Source organism: Clostridium sp. OS1-26 (assembly GCF_030915445.1).
GTDB lineage: Bacteria > Bacillota > Clostridia > Clostridiales > Clostridiaceae > Clostridium_AM.
Map to the genome: position 1 here is coordinate 1,408,902 of NZ_CP133264.1, position 19,154 is coordinate 1,428,055.

Here is a 19,154-nt window from a genome sequence, read left to right on the forward strand (position 1 = left end):
AACCTCCAGCTACTCTGTTCTTGGCCTCCTGTAAGGATCAAGCTTTCTAAAATCAAATAACATATCTGCCAAGCCTGCATATACATAAATTACAGCAATTTGTGAAAAAATGGTAAAAAATAATATTAAAGCTGTAATTGGCTTTGATATGTTAAATCTATTTCTTAAGTAGTATGATGCTACGGATACTCCGTCTATTAAAAATATGAATTGAAGTAAATATTCCGCTGAGCTTACAACATACTCTGCACCTTGTACCTTACTTCTACCAAGCAACAATCCTATCAAAAGAGTTACACCCACTAAAGTTCCTATTCGTGTATTTATGTATATTTGACTAAAATGAACCATTGGTTTCATGTTATACCTTAACCTTTTTAATATTGATGAAGTCAAAAGATAATTTATATATGCAGAAAAAAATGACATAAGAATAACTATGGCTGGTATAAGTTTTAATATAAAATCTGGAGTAAAAAGTTCAAAGGACTTTTCAATTGCTGCAAACTGTTCACTGCTTACTCCCATTTTACCATATAGTTCCTTAGACAAATTAAGAGATTCTTTCATTATTCTTATATTATCACTAATAAACCCAGCCATTCCTCTTTTATCTAACAAATTTACATAAATACTGAAGTTTATAATAATACCTGCAGCTGATGCTAAGGCCAATAATAGTATTGTGGTGCTTAATTTTTTATCATTTCTTATACAATATCCAAAAGTTATCCCCGTAATACCAAATAGTATAGAAGATGTTAATGCTGATATTGGATTGTATAACATAGCAATAAGTATTGCACTTATCACCACTGCACCTAATGTAACTTTATAATTATGTCTAATATATAGCACTGTTACAGGAATAGGTAAAACAAACATACCAAACATTGAAAATATAGGTACGTATACTGTTATTAGCATAATTACTACTATAAGGGCTGTAATTAATCCTGCTTCTATTACAGCTTTCGTATTATAAATTCTATTGTGCATTTTATCCTCCGTTATTCTCTTTCTTTTAAATGATTATACAATTTACTTAAATCTTTTCCTTCCTTTTCTATTTTGTCCTCCTCAATAATTCCAAGCTTTAACTTTTTTTTCATGCTTTCATCTACTGCTGCATGGGAATACCCTAATCTTTCTGACAATAAATATAACAATATCATTGCCCCAGAAATACAATCAAGTATTGCTTCTTGCGCCACATTACTTCCCTTAGTGAGCAGCCTAAAGAAATCACTAATCACGCATAAAAGTTCTGCTTTTAATTCCTCAATCATTTTAACATTGTACATTATATTGAAATCATCTTTTTTCATTAAACCCATCCCCTCTAAATCTATAATTATATTTTAGTTATTTTTGTATGTTTGTGCAACAAACTATTATTTATTTTTAACTTTACTTAGCATATAATCTTATTGTAAACTAAGTGCTATTTAATATAAAATTACATAATCTAGTTTTATATAAGGAGATGTATGATGATTATAAAATTAACATTAACAATAATTTTATTTATATTTATAATTATTGCCATATGTTTCTACTTTTCAAACATAGTTTTAGAGCCTAAAACATGTAATTATGACAGAAGTTATGATTATGAATTGGAATGTGGAAGGATATTAAAAAGTTCTTTTGAAAAATTAGAAAAACAAGAAGTTTATATTGATTCCCCTTATGGATACAAGCTCCATGGTTTATTTTTTCCCGGGAAAAATTCTAAAAAAACTATAATATTATGTCATGGAATCACATGTACACTTTATACATCAGTAAAATACATGGATATATTTTTTAAAAGAAACTTTAACATTTTTATATATGATCATAGAAACCATGGTAAAAGTGGAGGAAAATATACTACTTATGGTTTTTATGAAAAGTTCGATTTAAAAGCTTGTGTAGATTGGATTTTTGACAAATGCGGTAGTGATTGTATCGTAGGAATTCATGGTGAATCCATGGGAGCTGCTACTATTTTGCAGCATGCAGCTATTGATACAAGAATAAGTTTTTATATTGCAGACTGCCCTTACTCTGACTTAGTTTCACTATTTAAGTTTAGATTAAAAGAAGATTATCACCTGCCTTATTTTCCAATAATAACTATATCAAGTTTTATAAGTAAGTTAAGATCAGGTGTATTTTATAATCAAGTATCGCCTATTGAAAACATAGAAGATATTAACACGCCTATATTTTTTATTCACGGTGAGGCTGATAAATATATACTTCCTCAGATGAGCATAGACATGTATAATAAAAAAACAGGAGTTAAAAAATTATATATTGCACCTAATGCTGGCCACGCTGAAGCTTATATAAAGAATAAATGTGAATATGATAAAGTGGTAGAAGATTTTCTTAATGAAATAAATTTAAGTTAACTAAAACGCACTGTAGATTGAACTACAGTGCGTTTTAAATCTTTAATTTTCTATAAAATATACTAACTAATGAAATCGTTGAAATCATAAGTATAAAAGCTATATCTCTTCTTTCCTTATTTATAGGCTGCTCTTTAATATAACCTCTTTCTAAAATTTTAACACTATCTGCGTGTATGTCTACATCTCCACCATGCTGTTCGCAATTTCTTTTGTAAATTCCTGTTACTTCTATTATATCTCCTTTTTCTTTGTAGTTTCCATATTTATATATTTTTTGAACATCTTCATTTTTCATATATATTCCTATAGCATTAGTTCCATCATTTACATTTATCCATGAAAAATTTCCTCTTATTAATGGTTCTCCAATTGACTCTGCTTTAATAGTTACAACTTTTCCATTAAATTCTTTGCTTTTTTCTATTAAATCATTAATTTTTACATAGTTATCTGCGTTACATGTGAAAATTACCATTATACATAAGATTAGAGAAAAAAGTGTTATTTTACAAGCTTTAAACATCTCTTTTTTATACCTCCAAGTACAAAGCCAATTAAAGCAAATACAGACATAAATTCAAGTCTTCCAAGATACATAGTTATAATATAATAAACCTTCATAGCAGAAGGCATATTTGGAGCCGTAACTCCTATACTAAGACCAACATTGCCTGTGGCAGATGCTGCTTCAAATGCAGCCTGAGAGACAGGGTATCCATAATATGAACCAATTGCTACTCCTATCACAAATAATATTATATAGCAAATTATAATTAATGCTGATCCTTTTATAATTGTATCGTCTAGTATACGCTCTTTTAAATGGTGAAATTTAAATACACTTATTCTTCTTTCAGATCTTAGCAATCTTTTAACATCACATATTATACCCTTAACTACTATTCCAACTCTTAATCCCTTAAAACCACCTGCAGTAGAACATGCAGATCCTCCAATTAACATAGCTATAACCATTATAAAAATGCCAAAGTCTCCCCACTCAAGTGCAAATTGCCTTGCATAGACATTAGAAAAGCCTGTTGTTGTATGAGCTGATAAGACATTGTACACTACTCTTCTAAGTATTGATAAAGCTCCATCATAAACATGATATTTAGTCAAAAAAATTGCCACAAGAAAACTTGTAATTGTCGCTGTTATGAAAAAGCTCTGAGTTTCTATATTCTTAAAAATCTCCTTTTTATTTCCCTGCCAGATACAATAGTGCAACCCAAAATTAAAAGAACCTATGATAAAAAATATCACAGTTATAAGTTCATATGAAGTGCTGTGGTAATACATAATATTTTGAGACATTGGCGCAAATCCTCCAGTGCTCCATGAAGACATATATATAAATAAACCATGAAAAAATGCTGATATAGGCTTTAATCCTACAATTATTCCATCTAACCATAAAGCTGTTGTTCCTATTAATAAATATACTATACTTATAATCCATATAATCTTTGCTGTTCCTTTAACATTAGGCACAAGTTCTATGTCTTTTCCTTCTCCAACATACATCTTATATCCACCTGCATTATCCCTAACCAAAAAAGACAATGCAAGAACTACCATACCTTGTCCTCCAATAAAGGTTATAATATGTCTCCACATATTAATTCCCATAGATACATGATCTAAATCTTGGATAAGTATAAGTCCAGATGTTGTAAAACCGCTCATAACATCAAAGTTAGCATCCAAAAATGATTGAAAGTTTCCACTTAATGCATATGGTATAGCACATAAAATCATAAGAATAATCCATGAAATTGATGCTATTACTAATCCATGTTTCCATTGAACTCGAACCTTGTCTAATGATTTTCTACCCCAAATTATAAGCAGTACACCCAGGTTAACTGAAATACTAAAGCTTATGATAAAATCTATTAAAGTATTCCATTCCCTATATCCTAGAGACGTTAAAATTGGTAAAATCATAAGCCCTGCGGTTCCAAGTACTATATACCCTGTATAATAAGATATTAGTCTAACACCATAATTCCTATTTATACTTGTCATACTACTACCTCGTAATAACAAAATATAGTAACATAATTAATATCATTAGAAACATAACATATCCAAATTCGGTTGCTATTCCATTTAATACTTTTTTTATATTTAACACTTAAATCACTCTCCAATTAGATTTTTTTCAAGTGCGTTTCTCTTATCCATACTAGTTACTATAAAAACCTTGTCTCCATCTTTTATGACAATATCCCCTTTTGGAGCAATCGCAGCATCATTTCTTAATATAGAAACAATAATACAACCTTCTGGAAGCTTTAGAGAACTTATGTCTTTATTACACCATGTAGCACTTCTGTCGACTACAGTTTCCAGTAATATCATTCTACCTCTCTCAAGAGCTTGTATAACTTTTATTCTATTATCGTCTAGCTCACTTTCTATTAGATTAGCAATAACTTCTGTGCTGCATACAGTTTTTCTTACTCCTATTGCTTTAAAAACGGCTCTATTTTTAGGATTATTAATTCTAGCTATTACTTCTGATGATTTAAAATTTATTTTCACGATTTGACATATAACAAAGTTTTCTTCATCCTTTCCAGTAACAGCAGCCACAACTTGACTGTCCTCTATCCCAGAATCCTTTAAAACATCTATATCTGTTCCATCACCACATACTACTTCTACATTAGGCTCTTCAGCTATCTTCGAACACAATTTTTTATCCCTTTCAATTACAACGGTCTTGTACCCCTTTTCTTGAAGAGTTTTTAATAAGTAGTATCCAACCTTTCCTCCCCCAATAATTAGAGCCTTCATATAGATATCTCCTTTGCCAAATCATCAATAATCTTATTCTTGTTTTTATTTGCTATTGCGCATATAATGCTATCACCTTTATAGACTACATCATCATCCTCAGCTAACTGTACCTCTCCATATCTTACAATAGAGCATATTGAACATTCATACTTTTTTTCTATATAATCAACTCTTAGTTTATTCTTCTTTATAAAAAGTTGAATTATTGACATTTCATTATCCAATGCCACTATATCCATTTCGCCTTTATTAAATATCTTTGTCTTTATAACATCTACAGCAAGCCTTGTTGGTGACACTACTTCTATTCCTAATGATTTATAAGTAGGAATCATATTTAAATTTGAAACTCTAGACATTACGTTAGTTACTCCAAATAGCTCTTTTGCTGTTTGAAGAGCCATAATATTTATATTATCATCCGGAGTTACTGCCAACACTACATCTGCTGTATTAACTCCAGCTTCAATTAAAACATCATTGTCGAATTCTACACCTTGTACTATTTTTCCATTAAATCCAATACCTAATCTATTTAAATTTGACTCTTCCCTATCAATAACTACTATATCATGCTCTTTGCCGAGTTCTCTTGCAAGAGTACTACCGAGTCTTCCACAACCTATGATTACAATATACATATTAATGCACCTCATCGTAATTTATGGTTTATAATTAAAGATTTTAGCTACATCAAAAAATTGCCTTGATTTCTCACTATCTCCTTTTATCCTATAAATATCGCCCATTAAATAGTAAGCCTCTCCACACTGTGGATTTATCGATATGGATTTCTGCAAAAGCCTTATAGCTCCATCTAATTCTCCATTCGATATTAATTTTTGGGCTGATACAATAATATTCTCAATATTATTCTCATCTAGATTTTCTACTTGCTTTAATGTACTTTTAATTTTTTCAGTGGTGAAGGGTTTTTGTAAATAAACTACCGCTCCTAGTCTGGTACAATCTATAGCATTTTTAACCGTGGCAAAAGCAGTCATAATGATTACAGGAGTATTAATTCCTATACTTCTTATCTTTCTTAATACCTCAGTACCACTCAACTCTGGCATTTTTATATCTAAAAATATTATATCTATATCGGTATTTTGAATTAGTTCCAAAGCCTCATATCCGTTAGTTGCTGTAATTATTTCATAACCTTCTATTTCAAGACAAGTTGTTAATAACATTCTTATATTTTTAGTGTCATCTACAACTAATACTTTTTTCACGAGTATACCTCCATAGTGTACGTAGTTATCATTGTAATATTCTAAGTATAGAATCAATGTATATTATTGTCAATTTTCATTATCATTGATTCCTAAAGATAAAGCTAAATAGTATGAGACTTTAAGAGATAAACTATTTCCATTGGCTTTAATAGGGCTGATAAGCCTAGATTTGCATCTAAATTCATTTAGAGCAGAAAAAATAAAAATTTATAAATAAAAAAGCGAAGAATTTCTTCTTCGCTTTTCACAACTATTCTGTTGTGAATGGTAATAACGCTATATTTCTTGCTCTCTTTATAGCATCCGTAAGTGATCTTTGATGCTTAGCGCAAGTACCGGAAATTCTTCTTGGAAGAATCTTTCCTTTTTCAGTAACATACTTTCTTAACTTATTTATATCTTTATAATCTATAAATTCAACTTTATCCATACAAAATGAACAAACTTTTCTCTTAGCTCTTCTCATCTTAGCTGAGTTTCTTCTAGCGCCTTCTCTATTTGCCATAATCTTGCCTCCTTACCTTATAGTTAGATTGAGTGAGTTAGAATGGAATATCTCCATCATCTACTGGAGTAATATCTGCTCCATAAGCTCCTTCATCAAAGGATTGTGATCTTCCAAAACCTTCTGAAGGCCCTTCATTAAATGATGGCATTGCATTTTTATTTCCACTTCCCCATTCAAGGAATTGTACTTCCTCTGCAATGACCTCGGTAACGTACCTTTTGGTACCGTCCTTGGCATCATAACTTCTTGTTTGAATTCTGCCACAAATACCGATAAGTTTTCCCTTAGCCATATAATTAGCTGTAGATTCAGCTTGTTTTCCCCATACAACAACAGGGATAAAATCAGCTTCTCTTTGACCGTCTTTAGAAAATTTTCTATCAACAGCTACAGTAAAGGTGGCAACAGCTGTACCAGTTCCTGGAGTAAATTTCAGCTCAGGATCTTTGGTTAATCTTCCAATTAAAACAACCTTATTCAACTAAAAACACCACCTATTATCTTTCATTATTAACTATTATGTGTCTTATAACACTGTCAGTAATTCTGAACACTCTATCTAACTCTTTTGGTAATTCAGGATCAGCGCTGAAGTTTATTAGAGTGTAGTGACCTTCGCCAATTTTATTTATTTCGTAAGCAAGCTTTCTCTTACCCCACGCATCGACGTTATCTACTACTCCTCCACCATTTTCTATTACGCCCTTAAATTTTTCAACGTTAGCTTTAACAGCTTCTTCGTCTAATGATGGGTGTAATATGAATATAGTTTCATACTTTCTCATTAGATTCCACCTCCTCCCCTTGGACTAACGGCTGTGTTTACACAGCAGGGATTACATCTTAGTATTTTATCATTTATTTAAATAGAAATCAACATTTTTTACTTTGTTATTCTGAAGAATTTTGTTTAACTACTTTCTTTACATCTTTTTCAAACTTGCTTCTTGGCAACATAACAATTCTTCCGCACCCACAGCATTTTATTTTTATGTCAGCTCCAAGTCTAGTTATTTCCCATTCTTTACTGCCACATGGATGGTCTTTTTTCATCTCAACTATATCACCAAGATAAAAAACTTTAGCCATATTATCACTCCTTTACAATTTTTACTTTAGGATAGTTTATATTTATGCCTGCTCCTTTTAGAGCCTCCCTTATTTCTTTTCGTAATTTCATTTCTGTATCCCACTGTTTCATTGGCTTTGTTTTTCCTGCTACCCTAATACTTACGCCACCTTCCTTAAAAGCAGCTATTCCTAAAACAGAAGGTCCTTCTGTAACGCATTCTTCGTTCTTCTCCTTAAACTTTTCGCATAACTCTGATATTACTTGAATAGCCTTATCAACATCCTCATCATAGGCAATATCTACATCTACCATAATTCTTATATTGCCTCTTGAATGGTTGGTGACTTTTGTTATAAGGCCATTTGGAATTATATGTAAATCGCCATTAAAGTCTCTTATCTTAGTTACTCTTAACTCTAGACTTTCTACTATTCCGCCTTTATCATCAATATTTATATAATCTCCTACAGTAAATTGATCCTCAAATAATATAAAAAATCCATTTATTACATCTTTTATTAAGCTTTGCGCTCCAAATCCTACAGCAACTCCACCTATTCCTGCAAATGTAAGGCTTGTAATTCCTATCTTCGGAGATATAATTGAAATTATACTAAAAATACCAAAAAAGTATACAGAATATCTAAGTATACTCTTCAAAATTGCACCAACAGTTTTTGCTTTTCTATCATCTAAGGAAAATTTAAAATCTTTTTGTTTATGTATATATCTATTTATTATTCCATTTCCTATCTTAACGATTAAATACATAGCAACTAATACCATTGCAATTTTCATTATATTTGCAGCTAAATAATATATACTTTCTTTCTGTATACTAAAGTTTCCTACTTGTATTATGCCTCTATCTAAATCGACACTAAACTTAAAGAAAGAAGATAAATCTTTCATTACATCCCTCCAAATATATAATTGTTCTTTTTAAGAATACCTAAAAACTATTAACCTATAATTCCTAGTCATTTTATATTTCAAATATTTTATAATCAGAGCCTTCCTTTACATATGCATTCTTTATATTTATATTTTCATCTTTTACTAAATCTTTAACTTTCTCCATGTATTCTTCAGTAAATTTTATGCTTATTCCGCAACTTTTAGTTATACTTGTAGGTGTAGGCATAATTTCTATTTTAATATTCTTTCCCTTTAAAACGCTTTCTGCGCTAATTGCTCCGTGAGTATTTTGAAAAGTTAAAACATAATATTTGTCCATTAATTTAATCCAGTTCCTTATGTTAGAACTGTTCCTCCCTCCTAATATTTACTTTACATTTGTATACAATTAATATAGTTTAGTTTATAATTATATATGTAATATTTTTAATATTAAATTAAAGTAAAGAAATTATCAATAATAACTAATTATATAATTGTAACTTATAACATTTGTTCTACACAAACTTATACTCTATTATATCAAAATTGATACATAGATAATTATTAATAATCATTAATTTATAAAAAATTTAAAACTATATTATCAAAGTATTATGTAAACTATTATTTAACATATAAATTTCATGAATTTGGAGGAATTTAACTATGAAGGTTTACTTAGATAATTCAGCAACAACTTACCCAAAACCAGAAGAAGTATACACTTCTGTACTTAACTATATGAAAAATATTGGAGCAAACCCTGGAAGAGGTGGCTATGCTAACGCATTAGAAGGCGACAGAATTATATATAATTGTAGAGAAGCCTTAATGAAACTTTTTAATTTTGATAAATTGGAAAATGTAATTTTTACTGCAAATATAACTCAATCACTTAACATAGTATTAAAAAATGTAATAAAAGATGGCTGGCATGTTATAACTTCTTCTATGGAACATAATTCAGTATTAAGACCACTTTCTACTTTAAAAGAAACTAAGAATATTGACCTTGATATAATTGAGTGTTCAGCTGAGGGAGTAATTAGCATTGAGGACTTTAAAAATGCTATAAAACCTAATACTAAGCTGGTAGCAATAACTCACGCTTCAAATGTAATAGGAAGTATCCAGCCGCTTGAAGAAATCGGAAAAATTTGTAGAGAAAAGAATATTTATTTTGTAATTGACTCAGCACAAAGTGCTGGAGCAATACCTGTAGATTTTTATAAAATCGGATGTAACGCATTAACATTTACAGGCCATAAAAGTCTTTTAGGGCCTCCGGGCATTGGTGGATTTTTAATTGATGATGCTTTAAATAAAGAGGCTCTACCTTTTATAGAAGGGGGAACTGGAAGTCTTTCACAGAGCATTGTTCAGCCTGATTTTCTTCCTGATAAGTTTGAAAGTGGAACACTAAATGCTCCTGGAATAGCAGGTTTACTTTCTGGTATTAACTATATAATGGACGAAGGAATTACAGCTATTCAAGAAAGAGAGCAGGAACTTTCCCAACACTTTATCAATGAGCTCCTGAATATTCCTTCTATTAAAGTTTATGGTTTTAAAGATGCTAAATTAAGAACTCCGACTATATCTATTAATTCAAGTAAAATTAATAACGCTGAGCTAGGATTTATCTTAGATAGAGAATATGGAATAATGTCTAGAACAGGTCTACACTGTGCACCTTTAGCTCATAAAACTATGGGTACATTCCCAGAAGGAACTTTAAGATTTAGCTTAGGACCTTTCAATGATAAAAAAGATATAAATTATGCTTTACATGCTTTAAATTCAATTATAAAAGGATGTGATTAGACCTCATGGAGAAACTATTAAACAAAATTGATAAGACAATTTTGTTTTTGTAATATACACAGTAGTTTTTCTAGTTTTCTTCAGCACACTAAATTATACGCTTCCTTTTGTACTTGCACTCATATGTGCTTTATTGATAAAGGGTCCTACTGAATACTTAATTAAGAAATTTAATATGAAAAGTTCTATAGCTTCATTAATTACTACTATCATATTTTTTACTTTTATTATATTTATTTTATCTTATGGAATAACAACTATAACTCAAGAAGCTATTCAACTTGGAAAAAACACTCAACTATATATATCCAAAAATTCTTCTAATATATATGAATCATTTGATAAACTAAAAAAGTATTATGATAATCTTGATCCATATATAGTTAATGCCATAGAAAACAATCTTTCTGGATTTATCACTAAGGCATCTAATATCACTGTAAGTATTACTGGAAAATTAGTATCATCATTAATAGGACTTTTAACTATTATCCCTTATGTAATAATGGTTATACTTTTTACACTACTTACTACATATTTTTTTACTAAGGATATTGTTTTAAATAAAAATAAGCTGCTAAATGTTATTCCGTCAACTAAGTCAGATAAAATAATGAATGTATATATTGAGGCAAAGCGAATGCTTGGAAATTACATTTTATCTTATCTACTAATTATAGGTATTACTTTTTTAGAAACGATAATTGTATTTTTAGTTTTTAAAGTAAAATATGTGCTTATCCTAAGTACCGTATGTGCCATAGCAGACATTCTACCTATACTAGGAATAGGTGCAGTTTACATTCCTCTTGCTATTTTTTATTTCTTCTTTATAAAGAACTATATTACGGCATTTGGAATTTTGATTTCATATATTATTATTTCGATTATAAGACAAATAATTGAACCGAAAATAGTATCTTCTTCTCTTGGCATTCATCCTGTAGCCGTACTTGCGGCTTTATTTATAGGACTTAAAGCTAGTGGATTTTCTGGTATTATTTTCTGTGTATTTCTTGTAGTATTTTATAATATATTTAGAAGAGTTGATATAATTTAATAAACATTTCTATGTTTTAAAATTCCCGATTGTAACATATCGGGAATTTTTTCTATATAAATAAATATAATACGTATAAATAACCTCTATATGGTTAAAATTCATAATATAGGAGGTTTATGTATATGGTAGATAAATTAGTAATTGATCCATCATCCAAAAAATCAATTTTTGTTTTGAGAGACATATTAAGTGATGAACTATGCCCTATAGTAAAAAATAAAAGACCTATAATTGTCTTATGCATTGGTACTGATCGATCAACAGGCGATAGCTTAGGGCCATTAGTAGGAGATAAACTAAAATTTTTAGTTAGAGATAAGGTATATTTATATGGGAATTTACAGTATCCTGTTCATGCTAAGAATCTTTCTAATATTATAGATGAAATTAATACTAAATATCAAAATCCTTTTATAATTGCCATAGACGCATGTTTAGGAAGTTTACAGAATGTAGGTAAGATAATTGTTGACGGTAAACCTCTATGTCCTGGGTCTGCCATGAATAAGGACCTACCTAAGGTAGGTAATTTAAGCATAACAGGCATTGTTAATATATCTGGTGCAATGGAATTTATGGTTCTACAAAATACAAGATTGTTTACTGTAATGCAGCTTGCAGAAGTAATATCTAAAGGCATATATCATTCTATATTAAAAACTATTGGTGGTAGGAAACCTAACCAAGTGCTTGGAAATAGCAGTATTTCTGAAAACATAGAGGCCTGATTATGAAGTACTTATATTTTAAGGTATAGCATTCATATTAGAATAGGTTGCTATAAACCCTATTATTAAGTATATATTCTATTTCTTCTATAGTTTTGCTACCTGAATCAATTATTAATGTACCTTCTCTTCTTATACTATTATTCATATTTAAAGTTGTTAATCCCCCATTTTTTAAATTACATATTATAGCATCACATAATGTGTTATTTTGTTCATCAGTAATATCATACCCTCTTTTTTTTAATTCTTCTCTTATATATTGCAAGTCATTAGATACACATATTTTCATAAAAAAACCTCCTTTATGGAATAATATTCCCTTAAAGGAGGTTTTTATTCTTTATATACAATTATTTTAAGGTTTTATTTATACACTCTTGCAAAACATGATCTTCTTCCTGTGATAAATCATATCTAGATATGCCTCTATCTATAGGCTTTGCATAAGTTGTGCTTTCATTCCTTCCATAAATACCTGTAATTATAACACCACTATTGCTTTCATCCAGTAGAGCAATAGAAAAACTCAAATCACTTCCAACATCTTCAAATGCTCTGTATCTTACTATTGAAACTTTTTGAACACATTCTTTTAGTCTTAAATTTAAGCCATCATATAACTCTTTCATATGCTCAGTTTCTGATTTTGCTTCATCTATTTTATCCAAATAGCTTGTTATCAATCCTTCTAGATTTTTATTATCTACTCCTCTCATAAATTTTCTGTACTTACCTTCTAGCTTGTTTAAAGATCTTAATGTAACCATAAGCATAATAAACAATATTATTACTAATACTGCAAGTGTTATTATAATATAAGCTTGAGAAGCATTTATTATTCCTATGATGTTCTGCATATATTTTCTCCTTCCGCTAATGTTTCACGTGAAACATTCCAAGTTAAATTAGTATTTTATTATATATTTAATATGTCTAGTATTCTTTGTAAATCTTCTTGTGAATAGTATTCAATCTCAATTTTGCCCTTATTTTTTTTATCCATAAGTAAAACTTTTGTACTAAATAATGTCTCAAGCTTTTCCTTTACATCTATATAATAAGGATTTTGGTTGCTAGCCTTACTATTTTGATCTTTCTTTTTTACGTTTAGACTTTTAATTAGTTTTTCGGTCTCTCTTACACTTAACTTCTCATCTATTATGTTCTGAGCTAATTCATATTGAAAGTCTTTATTCTCTATTCCTAATAATACTCTACCATGTCCTTCGGATATTACCCCATCAATTAAATATTCTTGCACTCTTTTGTCAAGATTTAGTAATCTTAAACAATTTGTAACTGCGGTTCTGGATTTACCAATTCTATTGCTTAACTCTTCTTGGGTTATATTAAAATCTTCAATTAATTTTTTATATGCAATGGCTTCTTCTATTGGATTCAAATCCTGTCTTTGAATATTTTCAATTAAAGATATTTCCAAAATCTCTTTATCGGTTAGATCCATAACAATAGCGGGAATTTCTTTAATTCCAGCAAGCTTTGATGCCCTCCATCGTCTTTCCCCTGCAACTATGGTATATGTTTCATTATCTTTCTTTACTATTATTGGTTGAATTACGCCGTGCTCTTTTATAGACTGAGAAAGTTGTATTATTTTTTCTTCATCAAAGTTCTTTCTTGGTTGTCCTTCATTAGCCTTTATTAAATTGATATCTATAAGATTTACATTGTCTTTCTTATCAATGTCCTTATCCTGAATTTTATCTTCAGGTATTAAAGCTCCCAAACCTTTTCCTAATCCAAACTTTTTATTCAAACATTCTTCACTCCTTTTGTCTGCTTAAAAACTCCTTTGTTAAATTTTCATATGCTTCTGCTCCTCTACACTTATCATCATAAAGCATTATTGGTAGTCCAAAGCTAGGTGCTTCTGCTAATCTAATATTTCTCGGTATTGTTGTTTCATAGACATTATCTTTAAAATAGCTTTTTACTTCCGATACAACCTCATTGGAAAGTTTTGTTCTTCCATCATACATACTCATTATAACTCCTTCAACCTCTAAATCCTTGTTTAAAGATTTTTTTACAAGTTGAATAGTATTGATAAGTTGTCCTACTCCTTCTAATGCGTAAAATTCACATTGAATTGGAATAAGGACACTATCTGATGCAGTGAGTGCATTAATTGTAAGCAATCCTAATGAAGGCGGACAATCTATAAATATATAATCAAATTTTGATTTCATATTTGAAATCTTATTTTTTAATATATTTTCTCTGTTATCTTTACTTATTAGCTCTACTTCTGCACCTGCTAGCTCCATAGTGGAAGGAATTAAATAAAAATTGTCTATAAGCTCGCTTTTTTTAGCAATTTCATCTATAGTTGCGTCAGAAGTTAAAATATCATACATAGATTCAGTTAAACTTTTCTTATCAAAACCAAGGCCACTAGTAGTATTCCCTTGAGGATCTATATCTATATTAAGAATTCTATATCCTTGCATTGCTAAATATGAACTTAGGTTTATACTAGTAGTAGTTTTTCCTACTCCACCTTTTTGATTAAATATTGATATAACTTTCATAAACTTCACCACCTCTCTTAAGCAAATACCTTAATTTAATTATATATTTTTATATAAGATAATAAAAGTATTTTATATTAAAATTATCGATAAATTAAGTTTTATTTTAATATTAATATAAGATGAAATAAAAAAAATTCTTGAGCAATTGCTCAAGAACAAACATTAAAATAAACTCTAAGTTTTTTAAAATTAATTATAGGTAAATGTTTCACGTGAAACATTTATTTTTTCGGAATAGTAATAGTTATTTCAATTTTATCATCCAAATCTTTTGATGCATATTGAGCATTTAATCCAAACTTATCAAATACTTGTCTTACAGTATTGATATACACCTTAGATGAAAATATACCTTTTATTTTCTTTTTTACAGATGCAGCTTTCCCGTTTTCAATTTTACTTAGTTCTTTTTCAATAAGTTCTTCAGTTTTCTTAACGTTTAATACCTTTTTTACAACTATCTTTAATACTTTTTTCTGCAACTGTACCTCAGGTAGCTTAAGTAAAGCTCTAGCATGTCTTTCGGTTAAATTGTTTTCTAACAGAATATTTCTTACTTCAGGTTCTAGTCTTAATAATCTAATTTTATTAGCAATAGTTGATTGTTTTTTTCCAATTGCTTCAGCTAATTTTTCTTGAGTATAGGAATGATCCTTTATTAAATTGTAGTAAGCTTCAGCTTCTTCTAAAAAATTTAAATTCTCTCTCTGCAAATTCTCTAATAAAGCAATAGCTGCAGATTCCCTATCACTAATATCTACTATTATAACTGGTACTTCAGTTAGTCCAGCTTTTTTGCTGCTCTAAGTCTTCTCTCACCTGCTACAAGTTCATATTTATCATCAGGAAGCCTTCTCACAGATAAAGGTTGAATTATACCATATGCATTTATAGATTGAGCTAATTCTTCAAGACTTTCTTCATCAAAATATTTTCTTGGTTGATATAAGTTGGGTAAAATTGAATCAACACATATATAATTGATATTATTTTGCATATTAACCATCCCTCTTACTCTTTCCTATTTATTAACATTTCTTCATTCTTTTATAATTTCCTTCTTTTTTATTTAATTTTTTTACGACAAATTAATACACTTTATTTTAAAGGCTTTTTAGCAGCTGTTCCAGCTTTTCTTGGATATACATTTGAAGTTTCTTTTATCTTTTTTATTATAACTAAATTATGATTTAAGTCGCTATTTTCTATCTCTATCTTAATTATATCTTCAATCTTTCCTCCAAGAATAGATACTGCATTTTTTCCTTCCTTAATTTCATCATCCACAGATGGACCCTTCATAGCAATAAAATATCCTCCAACCTTTACATATGGAATACATAGCTCACTTAACACTGCAAGGTTAGCAACCGCTCTTGATACTGCTGCATCACATTTTTCTCTATATTCATTTTTTCTTGAGAAATCTTCTGCCCTTCCATGAATAGTTGTTATATCTTTTAAATCTATTTTATTTATTACTTCGTTTAAAAAATTAATTCTCTTATTTAAAGAATCTAAAAGTATCATATTTACATCTGGTTTAATAATTTTTATAGGTATACCAGGAAAACCAGCACCAGTTCCAACATCAATAATGCTTTTCGCTTCCTTTAGTGGAGAAAATTTAAATATCTTTATACAATCTATAAAGTGCTTTTTTATTATTTGTTCGTCATCTATTATAGCTGTAAGGTTAATCTTTTCATTCCAAAACTTTATTAACTCTTTATAATCAATGAATTTTTCATAAATTTTATTATCTATTGTTAATCCTACATCTAAACATGCAGAATTCATTATGTTAAAATATTCCATATAGCAACTCTCCATTCTTGATATTTTATGTAATTAAGTTAAATTTGCCTGTATCAGTTATTACCTGAAATATATATAACACCAAAGTATATATATATTATTTAAGAATAGAATTCTTGATTTCAGATAAATCCTTCTACAACCATAAAATAAGTTATGAATCCTAAATTTAATGAAACGAGTAAAACTCACTTCAGATGGATATTGGAAATCCATCTGAAGCTTAATTAAATAGAAATATATTATAATTAAATACCAATTGACTAAACAGTATAAAAACCAATATTATGTAATAACAAAAACCACTATTACTAATTACATTATTTCATTATTTGAGCTTTCACTCTTAGCTCTATATTCCCGTTCTAAGTATATCAATAATACAGAAACATCAGCTGGAGAAACTCCTGAAATTCTTGATGCCTGACCTATACTGATAGGTCTTACTTTGTCAAGCTTTTGAGTTGCTTCCAATCTTAATCCTCTAATACTACCATAATCTATATCCTTTGGTATAAGCTTATTTTCAAACTTCTTAAACTGCTCAACCTGATCTAATTGCTTACTTATATATCCCTCGTATTTAGATATAATATTTACTTGATCTGTTATATCATCGTCAAGTTCTGTTCTATCTTTATCGATCGGTGCAAGCTTGCCATAATCAAGCTCAGGTCGCTTTATAAGCTCATATAAACTTATATTCTTTTTAAGCTCTGTGGAATCCAATGTGTTTAAAAACTCAATAACTTCTTTTTTAGGTGTTATTTGAACATTTTTTATTCTCTCTACTTCTAATTCTATTGCTTTTTTTCTATTTATAAATCTTTCATATCTCTCTTCACTAACAAGCCCAACTTCATAGCCTATTTCCGTTAACCTCAAATCTGCATTGTCTTGTCTTAATAAAAGTCTATACTCCGAACGTGATGTCATCATTCTATATGGTTCTTCCGTTCCTTTTGTAACTAAGTCATCAATCAAAACCCCTATATATCCATCAGATCTCTTTAATATTAGTGGATCTCTTCCTTTAACTTCAAGCGCAGCATTTATTCCTGCAATTATGCCTTGAGCAGCTGCTTCTTCATATCCAGAACTTCCATTCACCTGACCAGCACCAAAAAGTCCTTCTACATTTTTAAATTCTAATGAAGGTTTTAATTGAAGTGGATTTATACAGTCATATTCTATAGCATAACCACTTCTTACTATTTCTGCATTTTCCAGTCCTGTAATAGTTCTGTACATAGCAATTTGCACATCTTCTGGTAATGATGTAGAAGCTCCTCCTATATAGAGTTCTTCTGTATTTTCTCCTTCAGGCTCTACAAATATTTGATGTTTCTCCTTGTCAGGAAATCTTACAACCTTATCTTCAATAGAAGGGCAATATCTTGGACCAACAGATTTAATAGTACCATTATATAAAGGAGACCTGTATATATTATCCCTTATAACCTTAAGAGTATCATCAGTTGTATAAGTTAAATAGCATGGTATTTGTTCTTTCTCCAACTTACCACTCATAAATGAAAATGGAACTATTTTTTCATCACCATTTTGTATTATCATTTTTGAAAAATCTACACTTCTTCTGTTTATTCTTGCAGGTGTACCAGTTTTAAATCTTCTAATTTCTATGCCTAAATCTAATAAACTTTGTGATAAATCATTAGCAGGCATAAAACCATTGGGACCTGAATTATAGCTTACATCACCTATAATAACCTTTCCCTTTAAGTAAGTACCAGTAGCAAGAACTATTGTTTTAGTTTTAAAATATGCACCATTTTTGGTCAATACACCGCATACTTTACCACTTTCTGTTCTTATAGATATTACCTCTAACTGTTTTAAGTCAAGATTAGATTCCTTTTCAAGAATATGCTTCATCTTATCTGCATATCTTTTTTTATCCGCTTGAGCTCTTAATGAATGTACAGCAGGTCCCTTAGATGTATTTAGCATTCTCGATTGTATAAAAGTATGATCAGTATTAATTCCCATTTCTCCGCCTAACGCATCTATTTCCCTAACTAAGTGTCCTTTTGCTGTTCCACCAATATTAGGATTGCAAGGCATAAAAGCTACACTATCTAAGTTCATTGTACATAATAAGGTTTTGCAACCAATTCTAGCTGCAGCAAGACTAGCCTCACATCCGGCATGCCCTGCTCCAACAACGATTACATCATATTCTCCTCCAAAATACTCCATATATTTAAC

At 29.6% G+C, this 19,154-nt stretch carries 22 protein-coding genes and 2 pseudogenes; 4 read left to right on the forward strand and 20 right to left on the reverse strand.

What is annotated here, in order from left to right:
- Window positions 1-9 precede the first annotated feature (9 nt).
- Together RCG18_RS07040 and RCG18_RS07045 are read right to left on the reverse strand one after the other, a co-directional pair.
- The gene (locus tag RCG18_RS07040; protein ID WP_308040629.1) at window positions 10-999 is read right to left on the reverse strand and encodes a YybS family protein; all 990 of its coding nucleotides are present in this window, start codon (window positions 997-999) and stop codon (window positions 10-12) included.
- An 11-nt stretch (window positions 1,000-1,010) separates the two neighbouring features.
- Window positions 1,011-1,328: a MazG-like family protein gene (locus RCG18_RS07045; RefSeq protein ID WP_308040630.1), complete on the reverse strand. Its 318-nt coding sequence runs from the start codon at window positions 1,326-1,328 to the stop codon at window positions 1,011-1,013.
- A gap of 165 nt (window positions 1,329-1,493) precedes the next feature.
- Between RCG18_RS07045 and RCG18_RS07050 the strand changes: the two genes are divergently transcribed.
- Window positions 1,494-2,402 (forward strand): alpha/beta hydrolase, encoded by a 909-nt coding sequence (locus tag RCG18_RS07050; protein WP_308040631.1) that lies wholly within the window; start codon window positions 1,494-1,496, stop codon window positions 2,400-2,402.
- Window positions 2,403-2,436: 34 nt separating this feature from the next.
- On the opposite strand, the gene RCG18_RS07055 is transcribed toward RCG18_RS07050, so the two are convergent.
- The 11 genes from RCG18_RS07055 to RCG18_RS07105 form a co-directional block, all read right to left on the reverse strand.
- A complete protein-coding gene (locus RCG18_RS07055) occupies window positions 2,437-2,928 on the reverse strand; it encodes a hypothetical protein (RefSeq protein WP_308042136.1) in 492 nt (163 codons plus the stop codon).
- On the reverse strand, window positions 2,907-4,436 hold the full coding sequence (locus RCG18_RS07060; protein ID WP_308040632.1) for a TrkH family potassium uptake protein: 1,530 nt from the start codon (window positions 4,434-4,436) through the stop codon (window positions 2,907-2,909). The genes RCG18_RS07055 and RCG18_RS07060 overlap by 22 nt, the downstream gene beginning before the upstream one ends.
- 114 nt (window positions 4,437-4,550) lie before the next feature.
- Window positions 4,551-5,210, reverse strand: a complete 660-nt coding sequence (locus tag RCG18_RS07065; protein ID WP_308040633.1) for an NAD-binding protein — start codon at window positions 5,208-5,210, stop codon at window positions 4,551-4,553.
- On the reverse strand, window positions 5,207-5,854 hold the full coding sequence (locus RCG18_RS07070; RefSeq protein WP_308040635.1) for a TrkA family potassium uptake protein: 648 nt from the start codon (window positions 5,852-5,854) through the stop codon (window positions 5,207-5,209). Before RCG18_RS07070 ends, RCG18_RS07065 begins: the two co-directional genes overlap by 4 nt.
- Before the next feature lie 21 nt (window positions 5,855-5,875).
- Window positions 5,876-6,451, reverse strand: a complete 576-nt coding sequence (locus RCG18_RS07075; RefSeq protein ID WP_308040636.1) for a response regulator — start codon at window positions 6,449-6,451, stop codon at window positions 5,876-5,878.
- A gap of 253 nt (window positions 6,452-6,704) precedes the next feature.
- Window positions 6,705-6,959, reverse strand: coding sequence for a 30S ribosomal protein S18 (rpsR, locus tag RCG18_RS07080; RefSeq protein WP_308040637.1), 255 nt, complete (start codon window positions 6,957-6,959; stop codon window positions 6,705-6,707).
- A 37-nt stretch (window positions 6,960-6,996) separates the two neighbouring features.
- Window positions 6,997-7,443 (reverse strand): single-stranded DNA-binding protein, encoded by a 447-nt coding sequence (locus RCG18_RS07085; protein WP_211142337.1) that lies wholly within the window; start codon window positions 7,441-7,443, stop codon window positions 6,997-6,999.
- Between the two features lie 16 nt (window positions 7,444-7,459).
- Window positions 7,460-7,747, reverse strand: coding sequence for a 30S ribosomal protein S6 (gene rpsF / locus RCG18_RS07090; RefSeq protein WP_308040638.1), 288 nt, complete (start codon window positions 7,745-7,747; stop codon window positions 7,460-7,462).
- A gap of 106 nt (window positions 7,748-7,853) precedes the next feature.
- Window positions 7,854-8,051: a DUF951 domain-containing protein gene (locus tag RCG18_RS07095; RefSeq protein WP_308040640.1), complete on the reverse strand. Its 198-nt coding sequence runs from the start codon at window positions 8,049-8,051 to the stop codon at window positions 7,854-7,856.
- 4 nt (window positions 8,052-8,055) lie between these two features.
- Window positions 8,056-8,946 carry a mechanosensitive ion channel family protein gene (locus RCG18_RS07100; RefSeq protein ID WP_308040641.1) on the reverse strand — a complete coding sequence of 297 codons (891 nt, stop codon included), beginning with the start codon at window positions 8,944-8,946 and terminating at the stop codon, window positions 8,056-8,058.
- Window positions 8,947-9,019: 73 nt separating this feature from the next.
- Window positions 9,020-9,271, reverse strand: coding sequence for a DUF3343 domain-containing protein (locus tag RCG18_RS07105; protein WP_308040642.1), 252 nt, complete (start codon window positions 9,269-9,271; stop codon window positions 9,020-9,022).
- Window positions 9,272-9,600: 329 nt separating this feature from the next.
- Here RCG18_RS07105 and RCG18_RS07110 point away from each other — a divergent pair, with 329 nt between their 5' ends.
- The 3 genes and pseudogenes from RCG18_RS07110 (at window position 9,601) to yyaC (ending at window position 12,549) form a co-directional block, all read left to right on the forward strand.
- Entirely contained in the window at window positions 9,601-10,758 is a 1,158-nt protein-coding gene (locus RCG18_RS07110; protein WP_308040644.1) for an aminotransferase class V-fold PLP-dependent enzyme, read from the forward strand.
- Window positions 10,759-10,763: 5 nt separating this feature from the next.
- Window positions 10,764-11,818 (forward strand): annotated as a pseudogene (ytvI, locus tag RCG18_RS07115) (sporulation integral membrane protein YtvI).
- Between the two features lie 125 nt (window positions 11,819-11,943).
- On the forward strand, window positions 11,944-12,549 hold the full coding sequence (gene yyaC, locus RCG18_RS07120) for a spore protease YyaC (RefSeq protein ID WP_308040645.1): 606 nt from the start codon (window positions 11,944-11,946) through the stop codon (window positions 12,547-12,549).
- 37 nt (window positions 12,550-12,586) lie between these two features.
- Here the strand turns inward: yyaC and RCG18_RS07125 are convergent, their stop codons facing one another.
- From RCG18_RS07125 to mnmG, 7 genes and pseudogenes are all read right to left on the reverse strand, one after another.
- A complete protein-coding gene (locus RCG18_RS07125; RefSeq protein ID WP_308040648.1) occupies window positions 12,587-12,841 on the reverse strand; it encodes a YkuS family protein in 255 nt (84 codons plus the stop codon).
- A gap of 61 nt (window positions 12,842-12,902) precedes the next feature.
- A complete protein-coding gene (locus RCG18_RS07130) occupies window positions 12,903-13,409 on the reverse strand; it encodes a DUF4446 family protein (RefSeq protein WP_308040649.1) in 507 nt (168 codons plus the stop codon).
- Between the two features lie 59 nt (window positions 13,410-13,468).
- Window positions 13,469-14,329 (reverse strand): ParB/RepB/Spo0J family partition protein, encoded by an 861-nt coding sequence (locus tag RCG18_RS07135; RefSeq protein ID WP_308040650.1) that lies wholly within the window; start codon window positions 14,327-14,329, stop codon window positions 13,469-13,471.
- Between the two features lie 7 nt (window positions 14,330-14,336).
- Window positions 14,337-15,104: an AAA family ATPase gene (locus tag RCG18_RS07140; RefSeq protein WP_308040651.1), complete on the reverse strand. Its 768-nt coding sequence runs from the start codon at window positions 15,102-15,104 to the stop codon at window positions 14,337-14,339.
- A 224-nt stretch (window positions 15,105-15,328) separates the two neighbouring features.
- Window positions 15,329-16,104, reverse strand: a pseudogene (noc, locus tag RCG18_RS07145) (nucleoid occlusion protein).
- 101 nt (window positions 16,105-16,205) lie between these two features.
- A complete protein-coding gene (gene rsmG, locus RCG18_RS07150; protein ID WP_308040653.1) occupies window positions 16,206-16,925 on the reverse strand; it encodes a 16S rRNA (guanine(527)-N(7))-methyltransferase RsmG in 720 nt (239 codons plus the stop codon).
- Window positions 16,926-17,240: 315 nt separating this feature from the next.
- The gene (mnmG, locus tag RCG18_RS07155) at window positions 17,241-19,145 is read right to left on the reverse strand and encodes a tRNA uridine-5-carboxymethylaminomethyl(34) synthesis enzyme MnmG (RefSeq protein WP_308040654.1); all 1,905 of its coding nucleotides are present in this window, start codon (window positions 19,143-19,145) and stop codon (window positions 17,241-17,243) included.
- Between the last annotated feature and the right edge of the window lie 9 nt (window positions 19,146-19,154).

Coding starts and splice junctions, on each gene's coding strand:
- mnmG (WP_308040654.1), bottom strand. CDS start 19,145: ATGGAGTATTTTGGAGGAGAATATGATGTAATCGTTGTTGGAGCAGGG.
- rpsF (WP_308040638.1), bottom strand. CDS start 7,747: ATGAGAAAGTATGAAACTATATTCATATTACACCCATCATTAGACGAA.
- RCG18_RS07130 (WP_308040649.1), bottom strand. CDS start 13,409: ATGCAGAACATCATAGGAATAATAAATGCTTCTCAAGCTTATATTATA.
- RCG18_RS07055 (WP_308042136.1), bottom strand. CDS start 2,928: ATGTTTAAAGCTTGTAAAATAACACTTTTTTCTCTAATCTTATGTATA.
- RCG18_RS07045 (WP_308040630.1), bottom strand. CDS start 1,328: ATGAAAAAAGATGATTTCAATATAATGTACAATGTTAAAATGATTGAG.
- RCG18_RS07070 (WP_308040635.1), bottom strand. CDS start 5,854: ATGTATATTGTAATCATAGGTTGTGGAAGACTCGGTAGTACTCTTGCA.
- RCG18_RS07050 (WP_308040631.1), top strand. CDS start 1,494: ATGATTATAAAATTAACATTAACAATAATTTTATTTATATTTATAATT.
- rpsR (WP_308040637.1), bottom strand. CDS start 6,959: ATGGCAAATAGAGAAGGCGCTAGAAGAAACTCAGCTAAGATGAGAAGA.
- RCG18_RS07105 (WP_308040642.1), bottom strand. CDS start 9,271: ATGGACAAATATTATGTTTTAACTTTTCAAAATACTCACGGAGCAATT.
- RCG18_RS07040 (WP_308040629.1), bottom strand. CDS start 999: ATGCACAATAGAATTTATAATACGAAAGCTGTAATAGAAGCAGGATTA.
- RCG18_RS07140 (WP_308040651.1), bottom strand. CDS start 15,104: ATGAAAGTTATATCAATATTTAATCAAAAAGGTGGAGTAGGAAAAACT.
- RCG18_RS07065 (WP_308040633.1), bottom strand. CDS start 5,210: ATGAAGGCTCTAATTATTGGGGGAGGAAAGGTTGGATACTACTTATTA.
- RCG18_RS07125 (WP_308040648.1), bottom strand. CDS start 12,841: ATGAAAATATGTGTATCTAATGACTTGCAATATATAAGAGAAGAATTA.
- rsmG (WP_308040653.1), bottom strand. CDS start 16,925: ATGGAATATTTTAACATAATGAATTCTGCATGTTTAGATGTAGGATTA.
- RCG18_RS07060 (WP_308040632.1), bottom strand. CDS start 4,436: ATGACAAGTATAAATAGGAATTATGGTGTTAGACTAATATCTTATTAT.
- yyaC (WP_308040645.1), top strand. CDS start 11,944: ATGGTAGATAAATTAGTAATTGATCCATCATCCAAAAAATCAATTTTT.
- RCG18_RS07095 (WP_308040640.1), bottom strand. CDS start 8,051: ATGGCTAAAGTTTTTTATCTTGGTGATATAGTTGAGATGAAAAAAGAC.
- RCG18_RS07110 (WP_308040644.1), top strand. CDS start 9,601: ATGAAGGTTTACTTAGATAATTCAGCAACAACTTACCCAAAACCAGAA.
- RCG18_RS07100 (WP_308040641.1), bottom strand. CDS start 8,946: ATGAAAGATTTATCTTCTTTCTTTAAGTTTAGTGTCGATTTAGATAGA.